The 22,788-nt window shown below is 70.2% G+C and carries 20 protein-coding genes and 1 tRNA gene; 9 read left to right on the top strand and 12 right to left on the bottom strand.

Features of this window, described 5'->3' with window-relative positions; genetic code table 11:
- Positions 1-15 precede the first annotated feature (15 nt).
- The 6 genes from ACWIBS_RS01745 to ACWIBS_RS01720 all read left to right on the top strand — a co-directional run bounded on the left by ACWIBS_RS01745 (position 16) and on the right by ACWIBS_RS01720 (position 5,803).
- Positions 16-645 carry a GNAT family N-acetyltransferase gene (locus tag ACWIBS_RS01745; protein WP_376131390.1) on the top strand — a complete coding sequence of 210 codons (630 nt, stop codon included), beginning with the start codon at positions 16-18 and terminating at the stop codon, positions 643-645.
- Positions 646-869: 224 nt separating this feature from the next.
- Entirely contained in the window at positions 870-1,751 is an 882-nt protein-coding gene (locus ACWIBS_RS01740) for a large exoprotein (protein ID WP_376129370.1), read from the top strand.
- A 47-nt stretch (positions 1,752-1,798) separates the two neighbouring features.
- A tRNA-Ala gene (locus tag ACWIBS_RS01735) sits at positions 1,799-1,871 on the top strand.
- Positions 1,872-2,165: 294 nt separating this feature from the next.
- The gene (locus ACWIBS_RS01730) at positions 2,166-3,197 is read left to right on the top strand and encodes a sugar ABC transporter substrate-binding protein (RefSeq protein WP_376129372.1); all 1,032 of its coding nucleotides are present in this window, start codon (positions 2,166-2,168) and stop codon (positions 3,195-3,197) included.
- A 66-nt stretch (positions 3,198-3,263) separates the two neighbouring features.
- Positions 3,264-4,790, top strand: coding sequence for a sugar ABC transporter ATP-binding protein (locus ACWIBS_RS01725; protein WP_376129374.1), 1,527 nt, complete (start codon positions 3,264-3,266; stop codon positions 4,788-4,790).
- A gap of 14 nt (positions 4,791-4,804) precedes the next feature.
- On the top strand, positions 4,805-5,803 hold the full coding sequence (locus tag ACWIBS_RS01720) for an ABC transporter permease (protein ID WP_376129375.1): 999 nt from the start codon (positions 4,805-4,807) through the stop codon (positions 5,801-5,803).
- Between the two features lie 23 nt (positions 5,804-5,826).
- Here the strand turns inward: ACWIBS_RS01720 and ACWIBS_RS01715 are convergent, their stop codons facing one another.
- From ACWIBS_RS01715 to ACWIBS_RS01670, 10 genes are all read right to left on the bottom strand, one after another.
- Positions 5,827-6,552, bottom strand: coding sequence for an HpcH/HpaI aldolase family protein (locus ACWIBS_RS01715; RefSeq protein ID WP_454136342.1), 726 nt, complete (start codon positions 6,550-6,552; stop codon positions 5,827-5,829).
- Entirely contained in the window at positions 6,549-7,271 is a 723-nt protein-coding gene (locus ACWIBS_RS01710) for an aspartate/glutamate racemase family protein (protein ID WP_376129378.1), read from the bottom strand. Before ACWIBS_RS01710 ends, ACWIBS_RS01715 begins: the two co-directional genes overlap by 4 nt.
- Before the next feature lie 121 nt (positions 7,272-7,392).
- Positions 7,393-8,946 (bottom strand): PucR family transcriptional regulator, encoded by a 1,554-nt coding sequence (locus ACWIBS_RS01705; protein ID WP_376129380.1) that lies wholly within the window; start codon positions 8,944-8,946, stop codon positions 7,393-7,395.
- Positions 8,943-10,013: an S-methyl thiohydantoin desulfurase domain-containing protein gene (locus ACWIBS_RS01700; RefSeq protein WP_376129382.1), complete on the bottom strand. Its 1,071-nt coding sequence runs from the start codon at positions 10,011-10,013 to the stop codon at positions 8,943-8,945. Before ACWIBS_RS01700 ends, ACWIBS_RS01705 begins: the two co-directional genes overlap by 4 nt.
- A 31-nt stretch (positions 10,014-10,044) precedes the next feature.
- A complete protein-coding gene (locus ACWIBS_RS01695; RefSeq protein ID WP_376129384.1) occupies positions 10,045-11,109 on the bottom strand; it encodes a DUF917 domain-containing protein in 1,065 nt (354 codons plus the stop codon).
- A complete protein-coding gene (locus ACWIBS_RS01690; RefSeq protein WP_376129444.1) occupies positions 11,102-12,664 on the bottom strand; it encodes a hydantoinase/oxoprolinase N-terminal domain-containing protein in 1,563 nt (520 codons plus the stop codon). Before ACWIBS_RS01690 ends, ACWIBS_RS01695 begins: the two co-directional genes overlap by 8 nt.
- A 130-nt stretch (positions 12,665-12,794) precedes the next feature.
- The gene (locus ACWIBS_RS01685; protein WP_376129446.1) at positions 12,795-13,589 is read right to left on the bottom strand and encodes a metal ABC transporter permease; all 795 of its coding nucleotides are present in this window, start codon (positions 13,587-13,589) and stop codon (positions 12,795-12,797) included.
- Positions 13,590-13,624: 35 nt separating this feature from the next.
- Positions 13,625-14,356 carry a metal ABC transporter ATP-binding protein gene (locus ACWIBS_RS01680; protein ID WP_376129385.1) on the bottom strand — a complete coding sequence of 244 codons (732 nt, stop codon included), beginning with the start codon at positions 14,354-14,356 and terminating at the stop codon, positions 13,625-13,627.
- Positions 14,353-15,267, bottom strand: coding sequence for a metal ABC transporter substrate-binding protein (locus tag ACWIBS_RS01675; RefSeq protein WP_376129387.1), 915 nt, complete (start codon positions 15,265-15,267; stop codon positions 14,353-14,355). The genes ACWIBS_RS01680 and ACWIBS_RS01675 overlap by 4 nt, the downstream gene beginning before the upstream one ends.
- A gap of 353 nt (positions 15,268-15,620) precedes the next feature.
- Complete coding sequence (locus tag ACWIBS_RS01670; protein ID WP_376129388.1) at positions 15,621-16,694, bottom strand: Glu/Leu/Phe/Val dehydrogenase family protein; 1,074 nt, start codon at positions 16,692-16,694, stop codon at positions 15,621-15,623.
- 196 nt (positions 16,695-16,890) lie between these two features.
- On the opposite strand from ACWIBS_RS01670, the gene ACWIBS_RS01665 reads away from it, so the two are divergent.
- Positions 16,891-17,367 carry a YbaK/EbsC family protein gene (locus ACWIBS_RS01665; protein WP_376129390.1) on the top strand — a complete coding sequence of 159 codons (477 nt, stop codon included), beginning with the start codon at positions 16,891-16,893 and terminating at the stop codon, positions 17,365-17,367.
- 84 nt (positions 17,368-17,451) lie between these two features.
- Here ACWIBS_RS01665 and ACWIBS_RS01660 read toward each other — a convergent pair whose 3' ends face one another.
- Positions 17,452-18,564, bottom strand: coding sequence for a baeRF11 domain-containing protein (locus ACWIBS_RS01660; RefSeq protein ID WP_376129392.1), 1,113 nt, complete (start codon positions 18,562-18,564; stop codon positions 17,452-17,454).
- A 62-nt stretch (positions 18,565-18,626) separates the two neighbouring features.
- Entirely contained in the window at positions 18,627-19,496 is an 870-nt protein-coding gene (locus ACWIBS_RS01655) for an IclR family transcriptional regulator (protein WP_376129393.1), read from the bottom strand.
- Between ACWIBS_RS01655 and hutH the strand changes: the two genes are divergently transcribed.
- Complete coding sequence (gene hutH, locus ACWIBS_RS01650; protein ID WP_376129394.1) at positions 19,495-21,063, top strand: histidine ammonia-lyase; 1,569 nt, start codon at positions 19,495-19,497, stop codon at positions 21,061-21,063. The genes ACWIBS_RS01655 and hutH overlap by 2 nt on opposite strands.
- A 43-nt stretch (positions 21,064-21,106) precedes the next feature.
- Positions 21,107-22,762 (top strand): urocanate hydratase, encoded by a 1,656-nt coding sequence (gene hutU / locus ACWIBS_RS01645; RefSeq protein WP_376129396.1) that lies wholly within the window; start codon positions 21,107-21,109, stop codon positions 22,760-22,762.
- The last annotated feature ends 26 nt before the right edge of the window (positions 22,763-22,788 follow it).

Raw genomic sequence — 22,788 nt, 5'->3', positions numbered from 1 at the left:
GGTAGAAGGAGTCGGATGGATCTCACGACTCCACGAGCCCACGGACCGATCTCGATCCGGCTCATCCGCCAGCGCGACGCGCGCACGCTGCAGCACGAGCTGCTGAGCAACCGGTCGTGGCTGCGCCCGTGGGAGGCCACGAACCCCGACGGCGCCGTGTCGTTCGACATGCGGCTCGGAATCCGCCGGCTGCTGCAGCAGTATCGCGACGGCGCCGGTGTGCCCTTCGTCATGGAGTACGACGGTGAGATCGCGGGGCAGCTGAACGTGTGGGGGATCGCGCGCGGCTCACTCGCGACCTCGACGATCGGCTACTGGGTGAGCGAGCGCTTCGCCGGTCTGGACATCACGCCGACGTCGGTGGCTCTGGCCACGGACGTGTGCTTCACCGACCTGGCGCTGCACCGCATGGAGATCTGCATCCGTCCCGAGAATCGGGCGAGCCTGCGCGTCGTCGAGAAGCTGGGCTTCCGCTACGAGGGCCTGCGACGCCGGTACATCCACATCGACGGCGACTGGCGCGACCACTACGCCTTCGCGCTCGTGCGTGAAGAGGTGCCCGAGGGCGTGCTCCGCCGCTGGGTGTCCGGCCGTGCTCCCGCCGACGCCGCGACCGTCCCGCCCGCCGACCGCCTGCACGCCTGACCCGCCCGCCGCGCGCCGCTGCGCGGCGCTCGGACGCGTTCGCCGAGGCGGCGGCTCGAGGCTGCGGCATCCGCTCTTCTTGACCGCGAGACTGCAACGGCGCGCCGAGACCGTGGGGTCCACCCGCAGTCTCGGCGCGCGGTTGCAGTCTCGCGGGTGTGGGGTTGGGGAGACACGCGAGGGGATGCCGGGGCGCGCGGCCCGCGTCGCTTACCGTGGACGCCATGGGTGGGCAGGTGCTGGGCGGCGGCGTGATCGTGTTGGTCGCGGCGCTGCTGTGGCTCGTGTACCTCTTGCCCAGCTGGCACAGCCGGCGGCAGTACGACGCGTCCGAGCGTAACGCCGTGCGCCTCAATCAGGCCCTCCGCGTGCTCGCCGAGACGAGCGAAACGCCCGAAGAGGTGCGGCTCGAACTCACCGCACGCACGGCGCTCGCGCAGCAGAAGCTCGCCCGCCGCGCGCTCGCCGAGCGCGAGCAGGTCGCCCTCGAAGAAGCGCGCATCGAACTCGAGCGTGCGCGTGACGAGCGCGCCGCCGCGCGACTCAGCCCCGAAGCCCGACGCGCCCGCGCGCGCCGCCGCGTGCGGCTGACCGCGATGACGCTCGGTGTCGCCGGGCTCGGAATCGCGGGGTGGGGCGTGTGGACGATCGTGTCCACCGGTGCGCAGCTGCTGCTGTGGGCCGGGCTCGCCGCGACCATCGTGGCCGGCCTCGTGCTGCAGCGCATGGCGCGGGTCGGCGCCCGAGCCGTCACACGCACCGCGCAGGACGCGGGTGAGCGCGTCGCCGTGCACATGCAGGACGTCGAACTCGAGCAGACCCGCCGTGAATGGGCTCCGCGCGAGCTTCCCCGGCCCCTCACCGCGTCGGCCGGTTCCCGCGCCGCCGCCGTGCTCGACGCCGAAGACGCCCGTGAGGCCCTTCGTCTGGCCGCCGTCGACGAGGCGATCCGGCGGCGTGCCGAGGCGCAGCGCCCGACGTCGATCGAGACGGCACGACCGCAGCGCGCGGCATCCGCGGACTTCTCGCGCATGGGATACGTCGACGACGCCGAGATCGAAGCGCACGTGCGCGACGTGCTCCTGCGTCGCGCATCCGGTCAGTAGCGCGTTCGATCACGACTTCTCAGCGTGATAATCTTGCTGAGGTTCACGGGCCTGTGGCGCAGTTGGTAGCGCGCTTCGTTCGCAATGAAGAGGTCAGGGGTTCGAATCCCCTCAGGTCCACCGATCGAAAAACCCCCGGTTAACCGGGGGTTTTTCTGCTTTCTCGAATCGCAGTCTCCTGCCGAATTGCTAGTCGGTGATCCAGTCCAAACGCGACGTGCGCACATAGTGTGTCGATCCGATCGCGGGGTATCGAATCGACGGGCGTCGGCCGGGTGACGTCCGCAGCCGCGCGCCACTGTGCACCGTGCACAGCACACCCGGCGCCACGCGGACATGCGGCCCAATGACGTGCAGGGGAGTGCGGCTTAGCGTTGGCGCACATCACCCGAGCCCTCTAGGGAAGGTATCCGCATGAACCGAAAGCTGCTGGCGGCCCCGGCCGTCCTCCTCGCGGGAATGATGCTCCTCGGCGGATGCGCGAACAGCGCCTCACCGGACGCAAACGGACCGGCGGACGACGACGGTCTATCGATCGCCTTCTTCAGCCCGGTCGCCACGAACACCTATACGGCAGCGAACCTGCGCGGCGTCGAGGCCGCGGCGGAGGAGCTCGGCGGAACGGTCACCATGTTCGACGCGGCATTCGATTCCACGACGCAGGTCGGCCAGATCCAGGACGCGCTCACGAAGGGCGGCTACGACATCTTCGTGATCAACCCGCTCAACCCCGCCGCGCTTGTGCCCGTCGCGACGCAGGCGATCGATCAGGGTGTCCAGGTAGTGTCTCTCATGACGACGATCGGGACCGACCTCACGACGCTGCAGTCATCCGTCGACGGCCTCATCACGGTGGGCGTCAACCTGCCGACGATGGGCACCGAGATCGGTGAGCTCATGGTCGAGGCATGCGGCGACACCGACCCCTGCAAGGTCGCGTACATGCCGGGCGATGCCGCGCAGGCCACGGATCAGCTGCGCACCGCAGCGGTCAAGGAAGCGCTGGCCAAGGCCGCCTCGGTCGAGCTCGTGTCCGAGCAGCCCGGCGGTTTCGACCAGGCCGCGGGCCTCGCGACGACCCAGAACATCCTCACGGCGAACCCTGACCTGAACGTCATCTCGGCGGCCTCAGGTCAGCCGATCGCGGGTGCCCTGCAGGCGATCGAGCAGGCGGGTCGCACGGGCGAGGTCATCGTCGTGAGCAACGGCGGCACGGAAGAGGACATCGAAGGCATCCGCGATGGGGCGGTCTTCGCGGCTCCCCTCGCCCTTCCGTTCACGGAGGGCTATGAAGGAATCATGCTCGCCGTCGCCGCGATGAACGGCGAGACGGTGGAGACAGCCGTCGATGTGCGCGAGAACTCGCCCATCGGGCCGATCGCCACCCGCGAGACGCTCGGGACCGACGCCGGTAAGTCGTTCACTGCGGAGTGGACAGCCGGATGATCCGGGGCGGCCGCGGGAGGAGAGCCCTGCTCCCGCGGCCGTGCCGCTTCTCGAGGATGAGGAACCATGTCGAACACTGATACCGCGATTGCGGACATCGTCTCTCTCACGGGCGTCACGAAGAGGTTCGGCGGTCAGGCGGCACTCGCCGACGTCGACATCGCGTTCCGCCCCGGCGAGATCCACGCGCTTGTCGGCGAGAACGGCGCCGGAAAGTCGACGCTGTGCTCGATCATCGCGGGTGCGCTCGCTCCGGACGACGGCGACATCGCGGTCGACGGGGCGCGGGTCGTGTTCAACACACCCGCCGCTGCGCTCGCCGCGGGCATCAGCCTCATCGCGCAGGAAGTCGCTCTCGTGCCCGCCCTGACCGTTCGCGAGAACGTCTTCCTCGGTCAGGAACCGCATCTCGGCGGTGTGCTGCGCGGGACGGAGCTCGACCGCCGCTACGCCGAACTCGATGATCGGATCGGCTTCGGCATCCCGCCCCGAGCGCGCGTCGGGTCTCTGCCGTTCAGCAGCCAGCAGAAGGTGGAGATCCTCCGCGCACTGGCCCGCGAATCGCGCGTCATCATCCTGGATGAGCCGACCGCCGCGCTCGGGCCGAGTGACGCCGCTCTGCTCTTCGACGCCATGCGCGACCTGCGGGCGCACGGCGCGACAATCGTCTTCATCTCGCACCACCTCGAAGAGGTGCTCGCGATATCCGACCGCGTCACGGTGCTGCGCGACGGCAGGATCGTGCGCACGGCGACGACGGCGGACGAGACACGCGAATCGCTCATCCAGTCGATGCTCGGTCGCCCGCTCACGTCGGTCTTCCCCGCCAAGCAGATCGTGATGACGGCTGCTGCACCGGCGCTGTCCGTCACGGGTCTCAGCCGTTCCGGTGTCTTCGACGACATCGATCTCGAGGTGCGTCCGGGCGAGATCGTCGGACTGGCGGGTCTTGTCGGTGCGGGCAGGTCGGAGGTCGCGCGCGCTGTCTTCGGTGCGGATCCGGTCGACAGCGGGGAGGTCGTCGTGCACGGCCGGCCGGGGCGTCCGCGCTCGCCACGCCGCGCCACGTCGCTCGGCATCGCGATGGTGCCGGAATCCCGCCGCGACCAGGGACTGGTGCTCTCGCTTCCGGTCGAAGAGAACCTCACGATGGCGACAATCGAACGCGATCAGGTCGCCGGAATCGTGCGCACCCGCAAAGTCGCTCGCGCGGCCGCCGAGATGGTCCGCAGACTCGACATCCGGCTCAAGAAGCAGGGTGTGTCGGTCGCGCGACTGTCCGGCGGCAATCAGCAGAAGGTCCTGTTCGGCAAGTGGCTCATGACCGGTCCGCGCATCCTCATCGTCGACGAGCCCACGCGCGGCGTCGACGTCGGGGCGAAGCAGGCCATCTATCAGCTGATCGTCGACCTTGCGGCATCCGGTGTCGCCGTTCTGCTCATCTCGAGCGAGATGGAGGAAGTGATCGGGCTCTCGCATCGCATCGTCGTCATGAGCCGCGGTCGCATCACCGCTCGTCTCGAAAGCGACCAGATGACCGAAGCCGCCATCATGGGCGCCGCCTTCGCCCGCGAAGAGGATTCCGCCGCATGAGCGAGGAGAAGACAATGACTGTCACACACGAACCGACGACAAGTACCAACACGGTGGCGACGCCCGCGGGGCCGCTGCACCACCTTCGCCGCTTCCTGACGCACAACGTGATCGTCGTTATCTGCGCGATCCTCTTCGTCTATATGGCGGTGTCGTCGCCCGTCTTCCTCTCGCCGATCAACATGTCGAACCTGCTCGATCAGTGGGCGACGGTGGGCATCATCGCGTGTGCCGGAACCTTCGTGCTCATCAGCCGCATGTTCGACCTGTCGGTCGGAGCGACGTTCGCCCTGTCCGGGGTGATCGCGGCGACCGTCACGAACGCGACGGAATCGGTCGGGTTCGGCTTCATCGCCGGCCTCGCCACGGGAGTGCTCGTGGGACTCGTCAACGGCATCGCCGTCGCGTTCATCAACATTAATCCCTTCATCGCGACGCTCGCCACCTCGCTCATGCTGGGTGGTGTCGCCGTGGCCGTTTCCGGAGGAGTGCTGGTGAGCGTGTCTGTTCCGGGGTTCACTGCTCTCGGGCAGGGGATGCTGCTGGGACTCACGCTCCCCGGGATCGCGCTCATCGCGGTCTTCCTCATCGCGTGGTTCGTGCTCTCGCGCACGGTTTACGGTCGACGGGTTTACGCTGTGGGCGGAGGCCCCGAGGCGGCGCGTCTGTCGGGCATCCACGTGCGCCTCGTGCACACGAGCGTGTTCGTTCTCTCGGGCCTCGCCGCGTCGATCGCCGGGGTTCTCGCCGCGAGCAAGATCGGCGCGGGGCAGGCCGATGTCGGTGCGAGCATCCCGCTCATGGTGATCGCCGTCGTCGTTGTCGGCGGCACGAGTATCTTCGGCGGTGAGGGCGCGATGTGGCGCACCGCGTTCGGCCTGATCCTCTACGCCATGATCGGCAACGGATTCGCGTTGCTCAATGTCAACACGACGATCCAGCAGATCGTGCAGGGTGCGATCCTTCTGATCGCGGTGGGCCTCGACGCCTGGTCGAGGTCACGTCGGTCCTGAATGGCGAAGGCGATGTCCCGCGGTCAGCCGCGGGGCATCACCGTCATCAGTCCGTGACGCAGGGCGTCGACGTCGCTGCCGGCGGCGAGCAGATCGACGTCGCCCATCCGTGACGTGAGCTCGGGATCGCCGCTGTAGATTCCGTTCGTGAGCCCGCGCGTGCGGGCCGCTTCCAAGACGTGCCGGATGGCGTCGACGACCGGCGCAGCCGTGGGCGACGCAGCTCGCATGGACAGACTCAGGTCGTACGGCCCGACGAAGACGCCGTCGATCCCGTCCACGTCGAGGATCGCGTCGACGTTCTCGAGGCCTTCCGCCGTCTCGATCATCGGCAGAACGAGCGGTTCCGCGATGGATGCCGCGACGAGACCGCGTCGCGCGATGCCGGTGCTGCGCGCACCCCGCGGAGGCACGCGGGTGGCGCGCACGATTGCCTCGGTCTGCGCGGCGGATTCGACGGCCGGCACGATGACCGCGTCCGCCCCGGTGTCGATGATCCGGCCGAGTGCTGCGGGGTCGTGCCCCCCGGCACGCACGGCCACCGGGATCGCATGTCGCTCGCACGCACGCACCATGTCGGCGAGATCGGCGAGGGCGATGTCGCCGTGCTGCAGATCGATGCCGATCCAGTCCGGCCGAGCAGCCGCAGCGATCTCGAGTCCGAATGGGCGCAGCATCGTGACCCACAGACCGATGCGCGCCGGCCCGGCATGAGCCGGATCGACGCGCATCGACGAAGGCTGTGTCACAGCTGGCGTGCCTTGGCGGGCGGCGCCATGTACGTGCGGCGACTCGGCGTCAGTCCCATGCGGACCGAGCTCTCCAGCCACGTGATCGCCGCGCCCGTGGGGTCGACGACGGGCGCGGCGAGTCCGCGTGCGGCCAGGCGTCGCTCGAGCTCGTCGGCGACGCCGAGCATGCCGGTGCAGCCGAGGATGATGACATCCGCCGCGTCGCTCTCGATGACGGCCGCCGCCTGCTCTTCGAGGCGGTCGACGAGCAGGCTGTTGTCCTCCTCGAGTCCCAGAACGGGGATGTCGACGACGCGGATCGCGCCGATGCGGTTGTCGACGCCGTAGCGACGCGCGATCCCTCGGAGCATCGGGAGCACGTTGGGCAGCACCGTGACGATGCCGATGCGCTCGCCGAGGCTCATGGCGGTGAGGACAGCGGGTTCGAATCCGCCCACGACCGGCGCGTCGATGATCTCGCGTGCGGCGTGGACCCCGGGATCTCCGAAACAGGTGATGAAGACTCCGTCGACGCCGTCCGTCACGCACTCTTCGATGCGGTCCAGGATGCCGGGAGCCGAGAGCGCCTCGTCGTACTCGGACTCGATGCTCGCGGTGCCACGTTCGAGGGCGACGACCGAGATCGTCGTCGTCGGAAGCGCCCACGCTTCCGCCTCGGTGCGGACGTGGTCGAGGAGGGACTCTCCGATGACGGGGAGGATGACGCGCAGGTGCATGATTGCTCCTTCATTGGGTGGCGGACACTGTCGTGCTCAGAACCTATGCCGCGCTCGGCGCGCAGAGGATGGGCCGTATGCACACCGCGCGCGAACAGCTGTGCGGCGTGCACCCGCTCAGTCACGCCTCCGGGAGCGGAGTGGCCGGACTGCTGTGCACCGCACGTACCGCCATCTGCAGCGCGAGCCGCAGGCTGGAGTCGTCGAGGTCGACGCCCAGCCGCTCCCTCAGCTGCTGTAGGCGCGCTGTCACCGTGTTCCTGTGCACGTTGAGCGCTTGCGCCGTGAACACGACGGATCCGCCGTTCTGCAGATAAGCCGTGAGGGTTGCGAGCAGGTGGCTGCTCGCGGGATCGCTGATCGGGGCGAGCGCGGATTCCGCAAAGGCGCGCGTCACGTCCGATTGCTGAAGCGTCGCCAGCAGCTGCGCCACACCCAGTTCGTCGGAATGATCTACGGATGGACGGAAGTCCCGGCTGCGCGCGAGGTACGCCGCGTTGCGGGCCTCGCCGAGGGTCTCTCGCAGCCCCACCGCACCGTGATGAGTGCGGCCGACCCCGGCGACGAGACCCCAGTCCCGAGGGAGCGATGCGAGAGCGAGCCGCAGGGCGCGGACGACGCCCCGGCCTTGATCGATCGACGGCTCCGACGGCTCCGACTTCCACAGGGCCCACCCGCCGGCGTGATCCGCGATCCCGCTCGTCACGATGCCCTGCTCGGCGAGTTCGCGGCGCAGGGCGGCGGCGATCGTGTCGCGATCCGACGGGGCGCGCGGGTCGTCGGCGACGACGTAGATCCCGGTGTGCCAGTCCTGCAGTCGCCAGCCGACGCTCGCCGCCTTCTCGATGACTTCGCGACCGGGATCGTCGGCTTCGTGCAGCACCGAGCTCAGCAGATGCGCGAGGAACACGGCATCGCGGTCGAGTCGTGCGGCCTCACCGACGAGCCAAGCGCGCACATACGGCTCGACGAGCGTGAGGATGTCGGTGACGACGCCCTTGCGGACGTCGTCGGTGCCCCGCACATCGGCGATGATCCACGCGCTGGAGTGCGTCATGTCCGGCAGCACGACGGGCTGGGCGACAGCGGTCTCGGTGCGCTGCGCGACAGCCAGGTCGAAACGGATCGCTGGAGCATCCACTGTGCCGGAATCGCCCGCGATGAGGCTGCCATCGGACGTGAGTAGGACGACGACGGCTTCGCACAGCGTGGTTGCGCGGGCCGCGATGGTGGCTGGATCGTGCGCGCCGGCGAGCACCGCGGGCGCGCGGAGTGCCGACTGTGCGCGCGCGATGTGAGGTGTGCGAAGACGGATGGCGAGCTCCACCGTGAGCGCGAACGGGTCCGCACGGGTGATCCACAGGATAGGAATGCCCAAGCGGTCGGCGAGCCGCACACCGGATAGCAACGGCTGTCCCTGTGCGGAGACGACGAGGATCGCGGCTGCGCCGAGGTGATCCGCGCGGCGCACGAGAGCATCGATCCGATACGCGGGTGTCACGTCCGCTTCATCGCACACGAGTACCGCGTGCGAGGCGCTGTCGGGCGCGCGCAGTTCGCGGGTCGCCGCATACGGGCGGACGTCATCCACGGACCGCATGACGCCGCTCTCTCCCGCGACGACCGTGGTGCCAGCGAGCAGGGGATCGGCGACCAGTTCCGCGATGGTTGTCATCGGCGAGTCTCCTCGAAATGGATACCGTAAGCTCCAGGGCCGACGAGATCTGCGGTTGTGTCGCCCCACTCGTGCAGAGCAGGCAGGCTCATCAGAAGCACGGTGTTGCCCGTTCGCAGCTCGTGTGAAAGGAGCGGGCGGAACGTCGTGTGATCGATCGCGATGATGACATTGGGAGCGGCCGCCACGGCGACGCCGTCTGACGAGACGAGGACATACTCCTCGAGATAGTCCAGGCGCAGGATCGACCCGTCAGTGACGTCGTGCAGGGACGCGCTGCCGATGTCCGGACCGTTACGGGCGATGACTTCGTCAATACGCGCCCGCCCGATCGGGTGGGCGCCGATGGCTAGCGCGATGGCATCGAGGTCGCCGCTGCGATCCGTGGCGATGTGCTCTCGGTAGCGACGCCCGTACGATCGAGCGGCCGTCACCGAGCCGCTGATCCCATCTGCCGACAGCTGGGAGGCGGTGACCGGGTACATCGCGACGGCAGCCAGTCCTCCCATCGCTGCGATGCCGCTAAGAAGAAGCCGCTGCCGGGCAGCGGGGGTCCGTCCCTCGTACACGGCGACGTCGCCGGACGGCGAGGTCAGCACGAGCGGGTCAGGGCGATGCCCGGCACGGGCGAGAGTCGTCTGCTCGATGAAGGGGAAGGCACGGCCCATGATGTCGCCGTCGATAAGGGGCAGGTCCATCGTGATCGCACTGATAGGGGCCAGGAGCGCGTTCAGGCCGCCGATCTCGATCACGCCGATAGCCGCGACACGGCGCTGGAGGCGGCGCTCCATCATTCGAACCGCCGCGGCGACGTCGCGGGGGTCGATCAGGCGCTCAGCGAACACATCCGGTGAACCGGCGATGCCCACGTGGACGATGAGATCGTCGGGTGCGAGGTCTTTCGCGGCGACGACCGTCAGTCCGCGCCCGTCGTGAGCGGCGGCGGCGAGGGTGCTCGTCAGCAGGAGTTCAGCGGTCGCCACCTCGCCCCCGCCGCCGGAAGCGAGCAATTGCGCTCCGGCGGCGAGGTCGGCGGCATCGGCAGGGCCGAAGGCGTCACTGGTCACGAGCCCATGATCCCAGGCACGAGGCGTCGCGTCAGATGGGCTGGTACGCGTGCGAGTAGCCGAAGTACTCGGGGCCTGCCAGAGCCAGGCCCTCGGGAGAGCGCCAGCGGGGATCGCACGGCGACGCGATGACGCTCACCCGCAGTCCGTAGCGGAGCCTCTCGGTCGTCACGGCCTCGCCGCTCTCGGTGTCCAGGATGGAGATCAGGTCCGGCACGCTCGCGAGCACTTCGTCGCCGCGTCGCGCCACGAGGTTCTCATTCTGGAAATCGACCTCGAGCGTCGTGTCGGCGTCAGTGCCCGTGCCTTCCACGCGAGCCAGACCTCGGTTGAATCCTCCGACGGTCGTCCGCTCGACGTCCGTCAGCTTGCCGCGGAAGAGCAGTCGTCCATTGAGGGAATCGACGGCGGCGAGAACCGGATCGACGTGCGACTCGCGGGCTTCGCGCACAGCACGGCCGATCTCCTCGCAGAGCGTGAGAGTGTCGCGCACCATGTGGTCTTTGAGCTGTCGTCCCGTGAGCACGTAGAGGCTCATCCCGCCGCTGCATCCCATGTCGGTGACGACCGAACGAGCTAGCCGTTCCGCCCACGCGTTGTCGATCGTGTCGAAGGCGACGGCGTTCCCACGTTCGTCTGCCATGGCCATGGGGCTGGCGGTGATGCCGCCCAGCGTCGGCAGCAGCATCTGCAGCTCGGGGTAGGCGCGTCCCATCCCGTCGGCGTCGACGAGGGGAATCCCGAGCTCGGCGGCGGCGACGAACGGGATCATCGAGTTCAGACCGCCGGCTTCGAGCGAGACGGTGTGGGTCGCGGGCCGGCCGATCACTCCTTCGATCGCGCGGAGCGACGTGACCATCTCAGAGCCCGAGGGCATCTTCTCGAGCATGACTGTGGGCGCGCCCATGAACGCGGTTGGGACGATCGTCGCGTCGTCATCGACCTCGTCGACGGACAGCAGCGTGACGGGACCATGTTTCTTGATCGCCTGCTCGGCGAGCAGCATCCCGACGTACGGGTCGCCACCACCGCCCGTCCCGAGGATCGCGGCGCCACGCGCCATATCGGCCAGATTGTCGACGTTGATCTCACGCATTGCCCGCACCTCCGAGGGTCAGTGTTCCGACTGCCTTGACGCGGATGCGCGCCGCATTGCCCGGCAGGTAGGCCAACGGCACCTCTTCGACGTCGACGACGCGAACGCTCGACGGGTCGGCTCCGGCGGCCACCGCGCGGTCGACGGCCTCTTGGCGTGCGTCGTCGAGAACGCCCTGGCGAGTCGCCGACGTGACGCTGAAGACGCGATCGACTTCGCCGCCGATCTCGGCGATCGCCGCGCCGATCGCGTTCGCGACGGCGTAGTGCTCGGGGCGGTGGACCGCGGAAGCCGCGGGCATCGCATCCGGCACGAGGAAGCTGCCACCGCCAACGGCGACGACGGGCACGGCGGCCGACGACACCTTCATGCGGTCGACGACATCGTTGACGTCTCGCGCGATGCGGTCGAGCGTCGCCGCGACGAGCGCACGATCGAGGCCGCTCACCTGGGCGCTGTCGCCGAACGCGACGGTGCCGTGCGCCACCGCGATGTCCGACGCCGTGAGGCGCGTGCCGCCGAACACGAGCGCTTCGCTCGTGAGCCGGTGCCCCACGCTCTGCGGGCCGACGCGGACTCCGTCGTGGTCGTCCAGGACGAGCGATCCGCCACCGATTCCGACCGACAGGACATCGGGCATGCGGAAGTTCGTCTGGACGCCCGCCACTGCGACGTCGGTCGTCGCTTCGCGCGGGAAGCCGTTCTGCAGCATCCCGACGTCGGTCGTTGTGCCACCGACGTCCACGACGACGCAGTCCTGCACGTCGGAGAGGAAGGCAGCGCCGCGCATCGAGTTCGTCGGTCCCGACGCGAACGTTGCGACGGGGTACCGGCGGGCGTAGTCGATATCCATGAGCGTGCCATCGTTCTGGCTCAGGAACACGGACGCCGTGATCCCCGCTTCATCGACGGTGCGACGCAGACCCGTCGTGACCTGCTCGGCGAGTTCGCGAAGCGAGGCGTTGATGATGGTGGCGTTCTCGCGGCCGAGGATGCCCATGCGCCCGATCTCGTGCGACAGGCTGACGGCGGCATCCGGAAGCTGCTCGCCGATGATCTGCGCGGCGCGCTGTTCGAACTCGGCGTTGACGGGCGAGAACACCGACGAGATGGCGAACGACCGGATTCCGGCGGTATGTGCATCGTCGAGCGCGCGCATGAACTCATCTTCGTCGAACGGCGACAGTTCGGACCCGTCGTACTCGTGGCCGCCGTGGCAGAGATAGCTGCGTCCCTGCAGTGCCGCGATGAGACGGTCGGGCCAGCCGATGAGCGGCGGCAGCGAACTGGTCGCCGGCAGCGCGAACCGGATTGCGGCGGTCGGTGCGAGGCGATCCGCCTCGATGAGGGCGTTGATGAAGTGCGTTGTGCCGATCATGACGCCCGCGATGGCGCCGGGGTCGACCTTGGTCTCGCGTTCGATGCCCGCGAACGCCTGCACGATGCCGGTTGTGACGTCGGCGCTCGTGGACGCCTTCGCGGCGCCGAGCACACGGGTGCCGTCGATGAGCACGGCGTCGGTGTTCGTCCCGCCGACATCGATTCCTAGCCTCAGCACGGGGTCTCCTTCCCAGCGCCGCACGGGAGGTGCAGCGACAGTGAGAGAGTAGATCGCGGTGCCGCGAGAGGAAGTGGGCGATCTGCCCAACAGCCTTGTCCCGTGCGGGCGTCATGCCCGGCCGTGCTCAACGCCGCAGTTGCGACACCAGGCCGTGCCGCGGGCTGAAGATCCAGACGAGGCCGAAGACGGCGCCCTGCACGAGCACGACGAGGCCGCCGGATGCGGCATCCATCCAGTAGCTCAGGTAGATGCCGATGACGGCGCTTGCCGCGGAGAGCAGGGGCGCGAGCAGCAGCATCCGGCTGAAGCGGTCGGTGAGCAGGTAGGCCGTCGCGCCGGGGATGATGAGCATCGCCACGACGAGGATGACGCCGACGACCTGGAGAGCGACGACCGAGGTGAGGGCGATCAGGCCGAGCAGCAATGCGCCGAGCAATCGCGGGTTCAGTCCGATCGCGAAGGCGTGCGTCGCGTCGAAGGCGTAGAGCGTCAGGTCGCGGCGCTTGACGAGCAGGATCGCCAGTGCGACGGCGGCGAGGATGCCGATCTGGGCCAGATCGGCGGCGCTCACGCCGAGGATGTTGCCGAAGATGATGTGGTTGAGATCGGTCTGGCTGGGGGTGACCGAGATGAGCACGAGCCCCAGCGCGAAGAGCGTCGTGAAGACGATGCCGATCGCGGCATCCTCTTTCACCCGCGTCGTGCCGCGGATCGCACCGATGAGTCCCACCGCCAGAAAACCGAAGACGAGCGCACCGATCGCGAACGGCGCGCCGACGACATAGGCGATCACGACCCCCGGCAGCACCGCGTGCGACACGGCGTCGCCCATGAGCGACCAGCCGACGAGCACGAGCCAGCACGACAGCAGCCCGCACACGACCGCGGCGATGACCGTCGTGACGAGCGCGCGCACCATGAAGTCGTACTGCAACGGCTCGAGCAGGATGTCGATCACGGCTGCTCCTCGTCTCGGACATCCGCGCCGAACGCCAGCGCCAGGTTCTCCGGGGTCAGCACGTCGGCGACGGGTCCGTGCGCGAGCACACGTCGCTGCAGCAGGACCGCGTCATCGGCCAGCCGCGCCAGCCCCGCGAGGTCGTGCGTCGACACCAGCACGGTGCGCCCCTCGCGCGCGAGATCGGTGAGCAGTCGCACGATGAGGGCCTCGGAGCGTCGGTCCACGCCGGCGAACGGCTCATCGAGCAGCAGGATGCCGGCATCCTGAGCGATCCCGCGTGCGACGAACGCGCGCTTGCGCTGCCCACCCGACAGGCGCCCGATCTGCCGATCCGCGAGGTCGGTGAGCTCGACCCGCGCGAGAGCCGCCTCGACGGCGGCGCGATCCGCCCGGCGCGGCCGGCGGGTGAGGCCCATGTTGCGATACCGGCCCATCAGGACCACGTCGCGCACCGAGATCGGGAAGGCCGGGTCGATGTCCTCGGTCTGCGGTACGTACCCGAGAGCACCGCGGCGCCGGGCGACGGCCGGATCGGCATCGTCCAGGAGCACGCGCCCCCGGTCGGGGTGCAGCATCCCCATGATCGTCTTGAAGAGGGTGGACTTGCCCGATCCGTTGGTTCCGATGAGGCCCGTCACGTGCCCCGGCTCGATCTCGAGCGAGACATCGTCGAGGGCGAGGACGTCGCCGTAGCGCACCGAGACGCCCTGCACGTCGATCGTCATGACCGCCGGCCCGTGAGTCCGTCGATGATCATGCGGGTGTCGTGGCGCAGCAGGTCGAGGTAGGTGGGCACGGGGCCGTCGGGTTCGGACAGCGAGTCGACATAGAGGGTTCCGCCGAACGCGGCGTCGGTCGCCTCGACGACGCGCTGCATCGGCGCATCCGACACGGTCGACTCGCAGAAGACGGCGGGCACGTCGTTGTCGCGGACGAACTCGATCGTCGCGGCGATCTGCTGCGGCGTCGCCTGCTGCTCGGCGTTGACGGGCCAGATGTACTGCTCGGTGAGTCCCGCGTCGCGCGCGAGGTACGAGAACGCGCCCTCGCACGTGACGAGCGCGCGGTGCTCTTCGGGAAGGCCGCCCAGCGTGTCGACGAGCTCGTCGTGCACCGCCTGCAGCTCGGCCTTGTACGCCTCGGCGTTCGCCGCGAACTCGTCGGCGTGCTCGGGGTCGAGCTCGGCGAACGCCGGAACGATCGCGTCGACGTAGATCTGCGCGTTGAGCGGACTCATCCACGCGTGCGGGTTCGGCGTGCCGGTATAGGCGTCGTCGGTGATGTCGATGACGTCGACGAACTCGCTCACGACGACGTGGGGGACCTCGGCGGATTCCACGAACCGAGCGAACCAGGCCTCGAGGTTCAAGCCGTTGTCGAGGATGAGGTCGGCCTCGGATGCCTTCGCGACATCGCGCGGGGTCGGCTCGTAGCCGTGCACCTCGGCGCCCGGCTTCGTGATCGACTCGACGCGGATGTGGTCGCCGGCGACGTTCTGCGCGATGTCGGCGAGCACGGTGAACGTCGTGAGGGCGACGGGCCGGTCATCGGTCAGGTCGACCGTGGAGGTGCAGCCGGTGAGGACCCCGAGCGCGGCGATCGTCGCGATCCACGACGCGCGGCGAGTTTTCGGCATACCGAAAACCTAGAACTTCGGCGCACCGAAAACAACTCTGGGGCGGGGGCGGGGTGCGGGCCCGTGCCGCCCCGGGCCGGGCCTCCGCGCCGACTCGGTGCGCGCGCCCGCGCCGCTCGCGCCGCTCACGTCGACTTGCGCCTTGTGTCGGGGCGCGACGGCGTGTCGCCGACACAAGGCGCAAGCGAAGTACGGGGGAGCGGGCGCGGGGGCAGCGCGCACTTGAGGCCTCGCGCGGTGAGCGGTCGATTCCGTCGACCTGCCGCCGCCCCCCGGCGCCGACTTGCGCCTTATGTCGGCGCGCGACGGCGTGTCGCCGACACAGGGCGAAAGTCGGCTGCGGCGGGGGAGGGTCAGTGCACGTCGGCGGCCACGCGGCCGGCGGCGAGCCGTTCGGCGGCGAGGGCCTCGGCGGCGGCGAGGGGCGTGATGCCGCGGCTCTCGGCCTCGTCGAAGATGCGGCGGACGCTGTCGCCGATCGCGGAGACGCGGTCCATGATCTCGGCGCGCGTGCCCACCTGCTTGGCCTCGAGGTCGAGGTAGATGACACCGCCGGCGTTCACGACGAAGTCGGGGGCATAGAGGATGCCGCGCGCGGCGAGCCGGTCGGCGCCTTCGCGGCGCGCGAGCGGGTTGTTGGCGGGGCCGCACACGGCCTTCGTGTCGAGCGCGTCGATGACCTCGTCGGTGAGGAGGCCGCCGATGCCGGCCGGCACGAAGACGTCCGATGCGACGTGGTGCTCTTCGCCCGGGGCCATCCACTGCGCACCGAGCTCGCCCGCGAGGTTCTGCTTGGCGGGGTTCACGTCGGTGACGGTGAGCACCGCGCCCTCGGCGGCCAGACGCACCGCCAGACGGCTGCCGACCTGGCCGAGGCCCGAGATCGTGATCCTGCGGCCCGAGACATCCGCACTGCCCGTGACGCGCTCGAGCGTCGCCCGCAGCGACTCGTACACACCGAGGCTCGTGGGGCCGGCCGGCTCACCCGAGCCGCCGCCCGCCTCGGGCAGACCGACGACGTGGGCCGTGCGCTCGCTGACGACGAGCATGTCCTCGGTCGTCGACCCGACGTCCTCGGCCGTGCGATAGAGGCCCTGCATCGTCTCGACGGCGTCGCCGAGGTCGAGGAAGGCCGCACGGCGACGCTCCGCGTCGAGCACGACGCCTTCGGGAAGCGCGATGACCGACTTGCCGCCGCCCGAGTCCAGACCGGCCGCGGCGTTCTTGAGCGTCATCGCAGCGGAGAGGCGCAGCGCGTCGCCGAGCGCGTCGCTCCAGTGCGGGTAGGTCCACAGGCGCGCGCCGCCCAGCGCCGAGCCGAGCACGGACGAGTGCAGCGCGACGGCGATGAAAAGACCGCTGCGTCGCCCCGTGGTCACCTCCACGCGCTCGTGCGTGAAATCGGGCAGGGGCAGGGTGTGCGTCATCGCGTTCTTCTTTCGGCGGGCCTTGTGGGCAGTGCGCTGGTGATCGCCGCAGCTTTGCGGCATCCGCGACCATTGCACCACCGATGTGCGGATCGTTCAACCGAGCCGCGCCGAGTTCAGCACATCGACAAGCGCGGCGCGCGGCGCGCCCGCGCGGAGTGGGCAGTGTGCGAGCGGCGGGGCCTAGGCTGGGGTGGTGACCGAGCACCTGCATCCCCGAAGTCGACTCGTCCACGAGGCCCTGCGCGCGGCCGGCATCGACGGCGAGATCGTCGTTCTGCCCGACGCCGCCTCGACCGCTCCGCTGGCCGCCGCCGCCCTGGGCGTCGAGGTGGGCGCGATCGCCAACAGCCTCGTGTTCTGGTCGGACGAAGAGCCCCTGCTCGTCATGACGAGCGGCGCCCACCGCGTCGACACGGCCGCGCTCGCCGAGCGGCTCGGCCGCGAGAGCATCGTGCGGGCGACGGCTCAGCAGGTGAGGGATGCCACCGGTCAGGCGATCGGCGGCGTCGCGCCGACGGGGCATCCGGCGCCCCTCACGACCGTCGTCGACGAGGATCTCGCCGCGTTCCCCGAGATCTGGGCCGCGGGCGGCACGCCGCACACCGTCTTCCCGCTGACGTACGACGAGCTTGTCGCGCTCACGGGCGGGCGCGTCGCGAAGGTCGACTGAGGACGGCGTCCACGTCTCAGGATGGACTGGGCTTTTTGCCGGTGTCAGGCCGGTGACGCCCATTCATCCTGAGTACGCGACACCTCACCGCGGAACGGTCACCGGAAAGCGCAGCGTCGCGGCGACGGGGGAGCCGTCGACGAGGTCGCGTCGCCGCACGGCGCGAACGCGCCCTCCGCTGTGCAGCACGCGGGCGGCGATCTCGTCGACGAGCGGCGTGGCGTCTGCTTCCCGCTCGACCTGGCCGAACTCGTCGATCGTGCCGGTCGCGTCGGCCTCGCGGTCGAACCGCAGTTCATCGATCGCGGCCTCGGCCGCCGCCGCGGCGACCTCGACGAGGCGGCTCGTGGCGAGGCCCTGCGCGCGCAGCGTGCCGAACCGCTCCTTCCACGCGCTCGTCGCGCGGGCCTGAGCGTCCTCGACGATGCTCCGCGCGGCATCGGCGAGCGCCCGGTCGTCGAGCGACCCGGGGTGAGCGTCGATACCGTCATCGGTGAGGCCGGCCTGCGTGCTGACGGCGCGGTACGCCGGGGCGAGATCGGACGACGCCGCGAGCACGAAGCACGCGCCGTCGGGCACGATGCGCGCCACTTCGTCCTGCACGACGCGGCAGTACCGCTCATGCTCGATGCGGTCGCCCTTCGCGCCCTGTGCGCGCCGCATGTCGAACCGACCGTCGTTCTCGGCCTGCTCGAGCACCGATTCGTGGTCGTCGGGCAGGGACAGGGGCTGTTCGACCACGCGGCCGTCGGCGCCGATGCGCGTCAGGCGGGCCAGGCCTTCCGCGAGCTGCAGCACGTACACGTCGTCATCGTCGGTCGCCGCACGCAGCAGCGGCGCCGCCTGGAACCGGTCGGCCACCGCGACGATGTCGCGCACGTGCGAGGGCAGCCGATAGGCGGCGGTGCGTCCGGGCGAGGCGAGCACGACGAGGCCGTCGGACTGCGTGCCCCAGAACTCGTCGTCGGTGAGCAGCCCTCGCAGCGTCTCGAGCACGGCGTTGCGCGTACCGGCCGCGACCTCGCGCTCGTGCATCCGCCGTTCCGCCTCATCGATCGCGTCGCGCAGGGCGATCCGGATCCGCTCATGATCGCGCGGACTCGGCGACGACGCGAGTGCGATCGTGACGCACACCTCGTCGCGGTGGTCCATGAGAGCGAGGAGTCCGGTCTGGTCTGGGGTCTCTTCGGGCGTCATACTCCGACGGTAGACACGGCCGCCGGTCCCGCCCAGGGGCTTGCATGCCGTGCAGGCTCGCGCTAACCGACGCGGCCGATGCGGCGCTCGAGCTCTCGCGCCGCGTTGGCCGCGAGGGCCGGGTCGGGCGCGGCGGCATCGGCCGGCCAGGTGACGGCGATCGCGGCGGCCGGCCATCCGCCGTGGTCGCGCACGACGACCCCGATCGACCGCAGGCCGAGTGTGACCTCGCCGTTCTCCGTCGCCCAGCCGCGCTCGCGGGCTTCGCGCAGCACGTCGCGCAGTTCGCCCGGCCGGCGCGGACCCCGACCCGTGCGATCGGCGAAGGCCGCGGCATCCGGATACAGCGCTCGCACCTGTTCGCGTGGGAGCGCCGCGAGCATCGCGCGCCCCGTCGCGGTGAGGTGGGCGGGAAGGCGCACGCCGACGTCGGTCACGAGCGCCGGGCGGCGCGGCGCGCGCTCTTCGACGATGTAGAGCACGTCGCGCCCGTGCATGACGGCGAGGTGCGCGCTCTCGTGCGCGCGATCCACGAGGTCGGCCAGGACGGGGCGCCCCACGCGGGCGAGCGGCTCCTGGCGCGCATAGCCGCCGGCGAGCTCGAACGCCGCGATCCCGAGACCCCAGCGTCGCTCTTCGGGCAGGTGCACGACGAACGCGTGCTCCTGCAGCGTCGCGAGCAGGTGGTAGACGGTCGATCGCGGCAGATCGAGCGCCGTCGCGATCGTCGCGGCGGGAACCGGACCGCGCTGCTTCGTGAGGTGCGCGAGGATCCGCAGCGTCTGGTCGGCGGCCGGGACTTGGGGCCGCGCGCGCGGAGGCTCCGGGCGGCGCGCCGGCAGTGCGCGCGGGGAGGAGTTGTCTGGCATCTCAGACACAGGATGCCAGAGCCGGGCGCCGCGCACCATGCCGAGCGTGTGGAATCGAGCCATGACCACTCCTGCCCTCGCCGTCGTCGTCGGTGCCGCGCCCCTGCAGCCCGAGGACGTCGTCGCCGTCGCACGGCACGGTGCGCCCGTCGAACTCGATCCCGACGCGATGCGGCGGGTCGCGGCATCCCGTGCTCTCGTCGAGGGACTCGCCGACGACCCCGAGCCGCACTACGGCGTGTCGACCGGATTCGGCGCGCTCGCGACGACCTTCATCGCGCCCGAGCGGCGTCGTCAGTTGCAGCTGAGTCTCATCCGCTCGCACGCCGCGGGAACCGGCGACGAGGTCGAGACCGAGGTCGTGCGCGCCCTGCAGCTGCTGCGTCTGCAGACCCTCGCGAGTGGACGCACGGGTGTGCGGCCCGTCGTCGTCGAGACCTACGCCGCCATGCTGAACGCCGGGATCACGCCCGTCGTGCGGGAGTACGGTTCGCTCGGCTGCTCGGGAGACCTCGCGCCCCTCTCGCACGTCGCCCTCGCGGCGATCGGCGAGGGCGAGGTGCGCGTCGACGGCGAGATCGCTCCCGCCGGCGCCGCGCTCGCCGCGGCGGGCATCGCGCCGCTGGAGCTGCAGGAGAAAGAGGGACTGGCCCTCATCAACGGCACCGACGGCATGCTCGGGATGCTGCTGCTCGCGCTGCACGACATCCGGATGCTGCTGGACACGGCCGACGTCGCCGCTGCCGCCTCGATCGAGTCGCAGCTGGGCACCGACGCCGTCTTCGCCGCCGACCTGATGGCGCTGCGTCCGCAGCACGGGCAGGCGGAATCCGCCGCTCGGCTGCGCCGCTTCCTGCGCGATTCCCCGATCGTCGCATCGCACAAGGACCCCGCGCAGTGCACGCGCGTGCAGGACGCCTACTCGCTGCGCTGCTCGCCGCAGGTGCACGGCGCCGCGCGCGATACGGCCGATCACGCGGCACTCGTCGCGTCGCGGGAGCTCGCCTCTGCCGTGGACAACCCCGTCGTGACCCTCGACGGTCGGCTCGAATCGAACGGCAACTTCCACGGCGCGCCGGTCGGGTACGTGCTCGATTTCCTCGCGATCGCCGTCGCCGACGTCGCCTCGATCTCGGAGCGCCGCACCGACCGCGCCCTCGATCCGGCCCGCAGCCAGGGGCTCCCGCCGTTCCTCGCCGACGAGGTCGGCGTCGATTCGGGGCTCATGATCGCGCAGTACGCCGCGGCGGGGATCGTCTCCGAGCTGAAGCGCCTCGCCGTGCCGGCATCCGTCGACTCGATCCCCTCGTCGGCGATGCAGGAGGACCACGTCTCGATGGGGTGGGCTGCCGCGCGCAAGCTGCGCCGGGCCGTCGACGGGCTCGCGCGGGTGCTGGCGATCGAGGTCATCACGGCGACGCGGGCGCTGGACCTGCGGGCACCGCTGCAGCCCGGGCCCGCGACCGGCGCGGTCCGCCGTCTCCTCCGCGAGGCGGGCATCGACGGCCCCGGACCCGACCGCTTCCTCTCGCCGGACATCGAGACCGCGGCCGCCCTCGTCATCTCCGGCGCCGTCGCCGCGGCGGCATCCGGATCCCCGCACCCAGAACAGGATGCTTCGGCGTCCTGAGCCAGAACACCTGTTCTCGACCGAACCGACCGAGGAGCACGCCATGACCACCCCTGAAGCACGCACCGTCCGCGCCGCGCGCGGCGCCGAGCGCACCGCCAAGAGCTGGGGCGCCGAAGCCGCCAAGCGCATGCTCATGAACAACCTCGATCCCGAGGTCGCCGAGCACCCCGAAGACCTCGTCGTCTACGGCGGCACGGGCAAGGCCGCGCGCTCGTGGGAGGCGTACGACGCGATCGTGCGCACTCTCGACGAGCTCGAGTCCGACGAGACGCTGCTCGTGCAGTCCGGCAAGCCCGTCGGGGTCTTCCGCACGCACGAGTGGGCGCCGCGTGTGCTCATCGCCAACTCGAACCTCGTGGGGGACTGGGCGACGTGGCCCGAGTTCCGCAAGCTCGAAGAGCTCGGCCTCACGATGTACGGGCAGATGACGGCGGGGTCGTGGATCTATATCGGCACGCAGGGCATCCTGCAGGGCACGTACGAGACGTTCGCCGCCGTCGCGCGCTCGCTGGGTCGCGATGACCTGACCGGAACGCTCACGCTGACGGGCGGATGCGGCGGCATGGGCGGCGCGCAGCCGCTCGCTGTCACCCTCAACGGCGGTGCCGTGCTCATCGTCGACGTCGACGAGTCGCGCCTCGCGCGCCGCGTCGAGCACGGCTACCTCGACGAGTACACGACCGACCTCGACGCGGCGGTGGAGCGCGTCCTCGCCGCTCGCGAGGCGGGCGAAGCGCGGTCGGTCGGTGTCGTCGGCAACGCGGCCGAAGTGTTCCCCGAGCTGCTGAGCCGTGGCATCCCGATCGATATCGTGACCGATCAGACGAGCGCCCACGATCCGCTCGCCTACCTTCCCGTCGGTACCGCGTTCGAGGACTGGCGTGCCGCGGCCGAACGCGACCCCGACGGCTTCACCGAGCGCGCGCGGGAGTCGATGGCGGCGCAGGTCGCGGCGATGGTGGGCTTCCAGGATGCCGGAGCCGAGGTGTTCGACTACGGCAACTCCCTCCGGGCCGAGGCGAAGCTCGGCGGGTTCGAGAACGCGTTCGCGTTCCCCGGATTCGTGCCGGCATACATCCGTCCGCAGTTCGCCGAGGGTCGCGGGCCGTTCCGGTGGGTCGCGCTCTCGGGCGATCCCGAGGACATCCGCAAGACCGATGAGGCCGTCAAGGCGCTCTTCCCGGACAACGCCGGGCTCGTGCGCTGGCTCGAGAAGGCCGGCGACGCCGTGCACTTCGAGGGGCTGCCCGCGCGCATCTGCTGGCTCGGCTACCAGGAGCGGCACCTCGCGGGGCTGAAGTTCAACGAGATGGTCGCCTCGGGGGAACTGTCCGCGCCGATCGTGATCGGCCGCGACCACCTCGACTCGGGTTCGGTCGCCTCGCCCTACCGTGAGACCGAGGCGATGGCCGACGGCTCCGACGCGATCGCGGACTGGCCGCTGCTCAACGCCCTGCTCAACACGGCGTCGGGTGCGTCGTGGGTGTCGATCCACCACGGCGGCGGCGTCGGCATCGGCCGTTCGATCCACGCGGGGCAGGTCACGGTCGCCGACGGCACGCCGCTCGCCGCCGAGAAGCTCGCCCGCGTGCTCGTGAACGACCCCGGCACGGGCGTCATGCGCCACGTCGACGCGGGGTACGATCGGGCCGCCGAGGTCGCCCGGGAGCGCGGCCTGAACGTGCCGATGCTGTGATGCCGGCGGACTCTGAAGGAAAGCGG

The sequence above is a fragment of the Microbacterium sp. NPDC055442 genome, from assembly GCF_053644215.1.
Note: the sequence above shows the minus strand (reverse complement) of the source record. Positions and strands in the feature narration are given on the sequence as shown.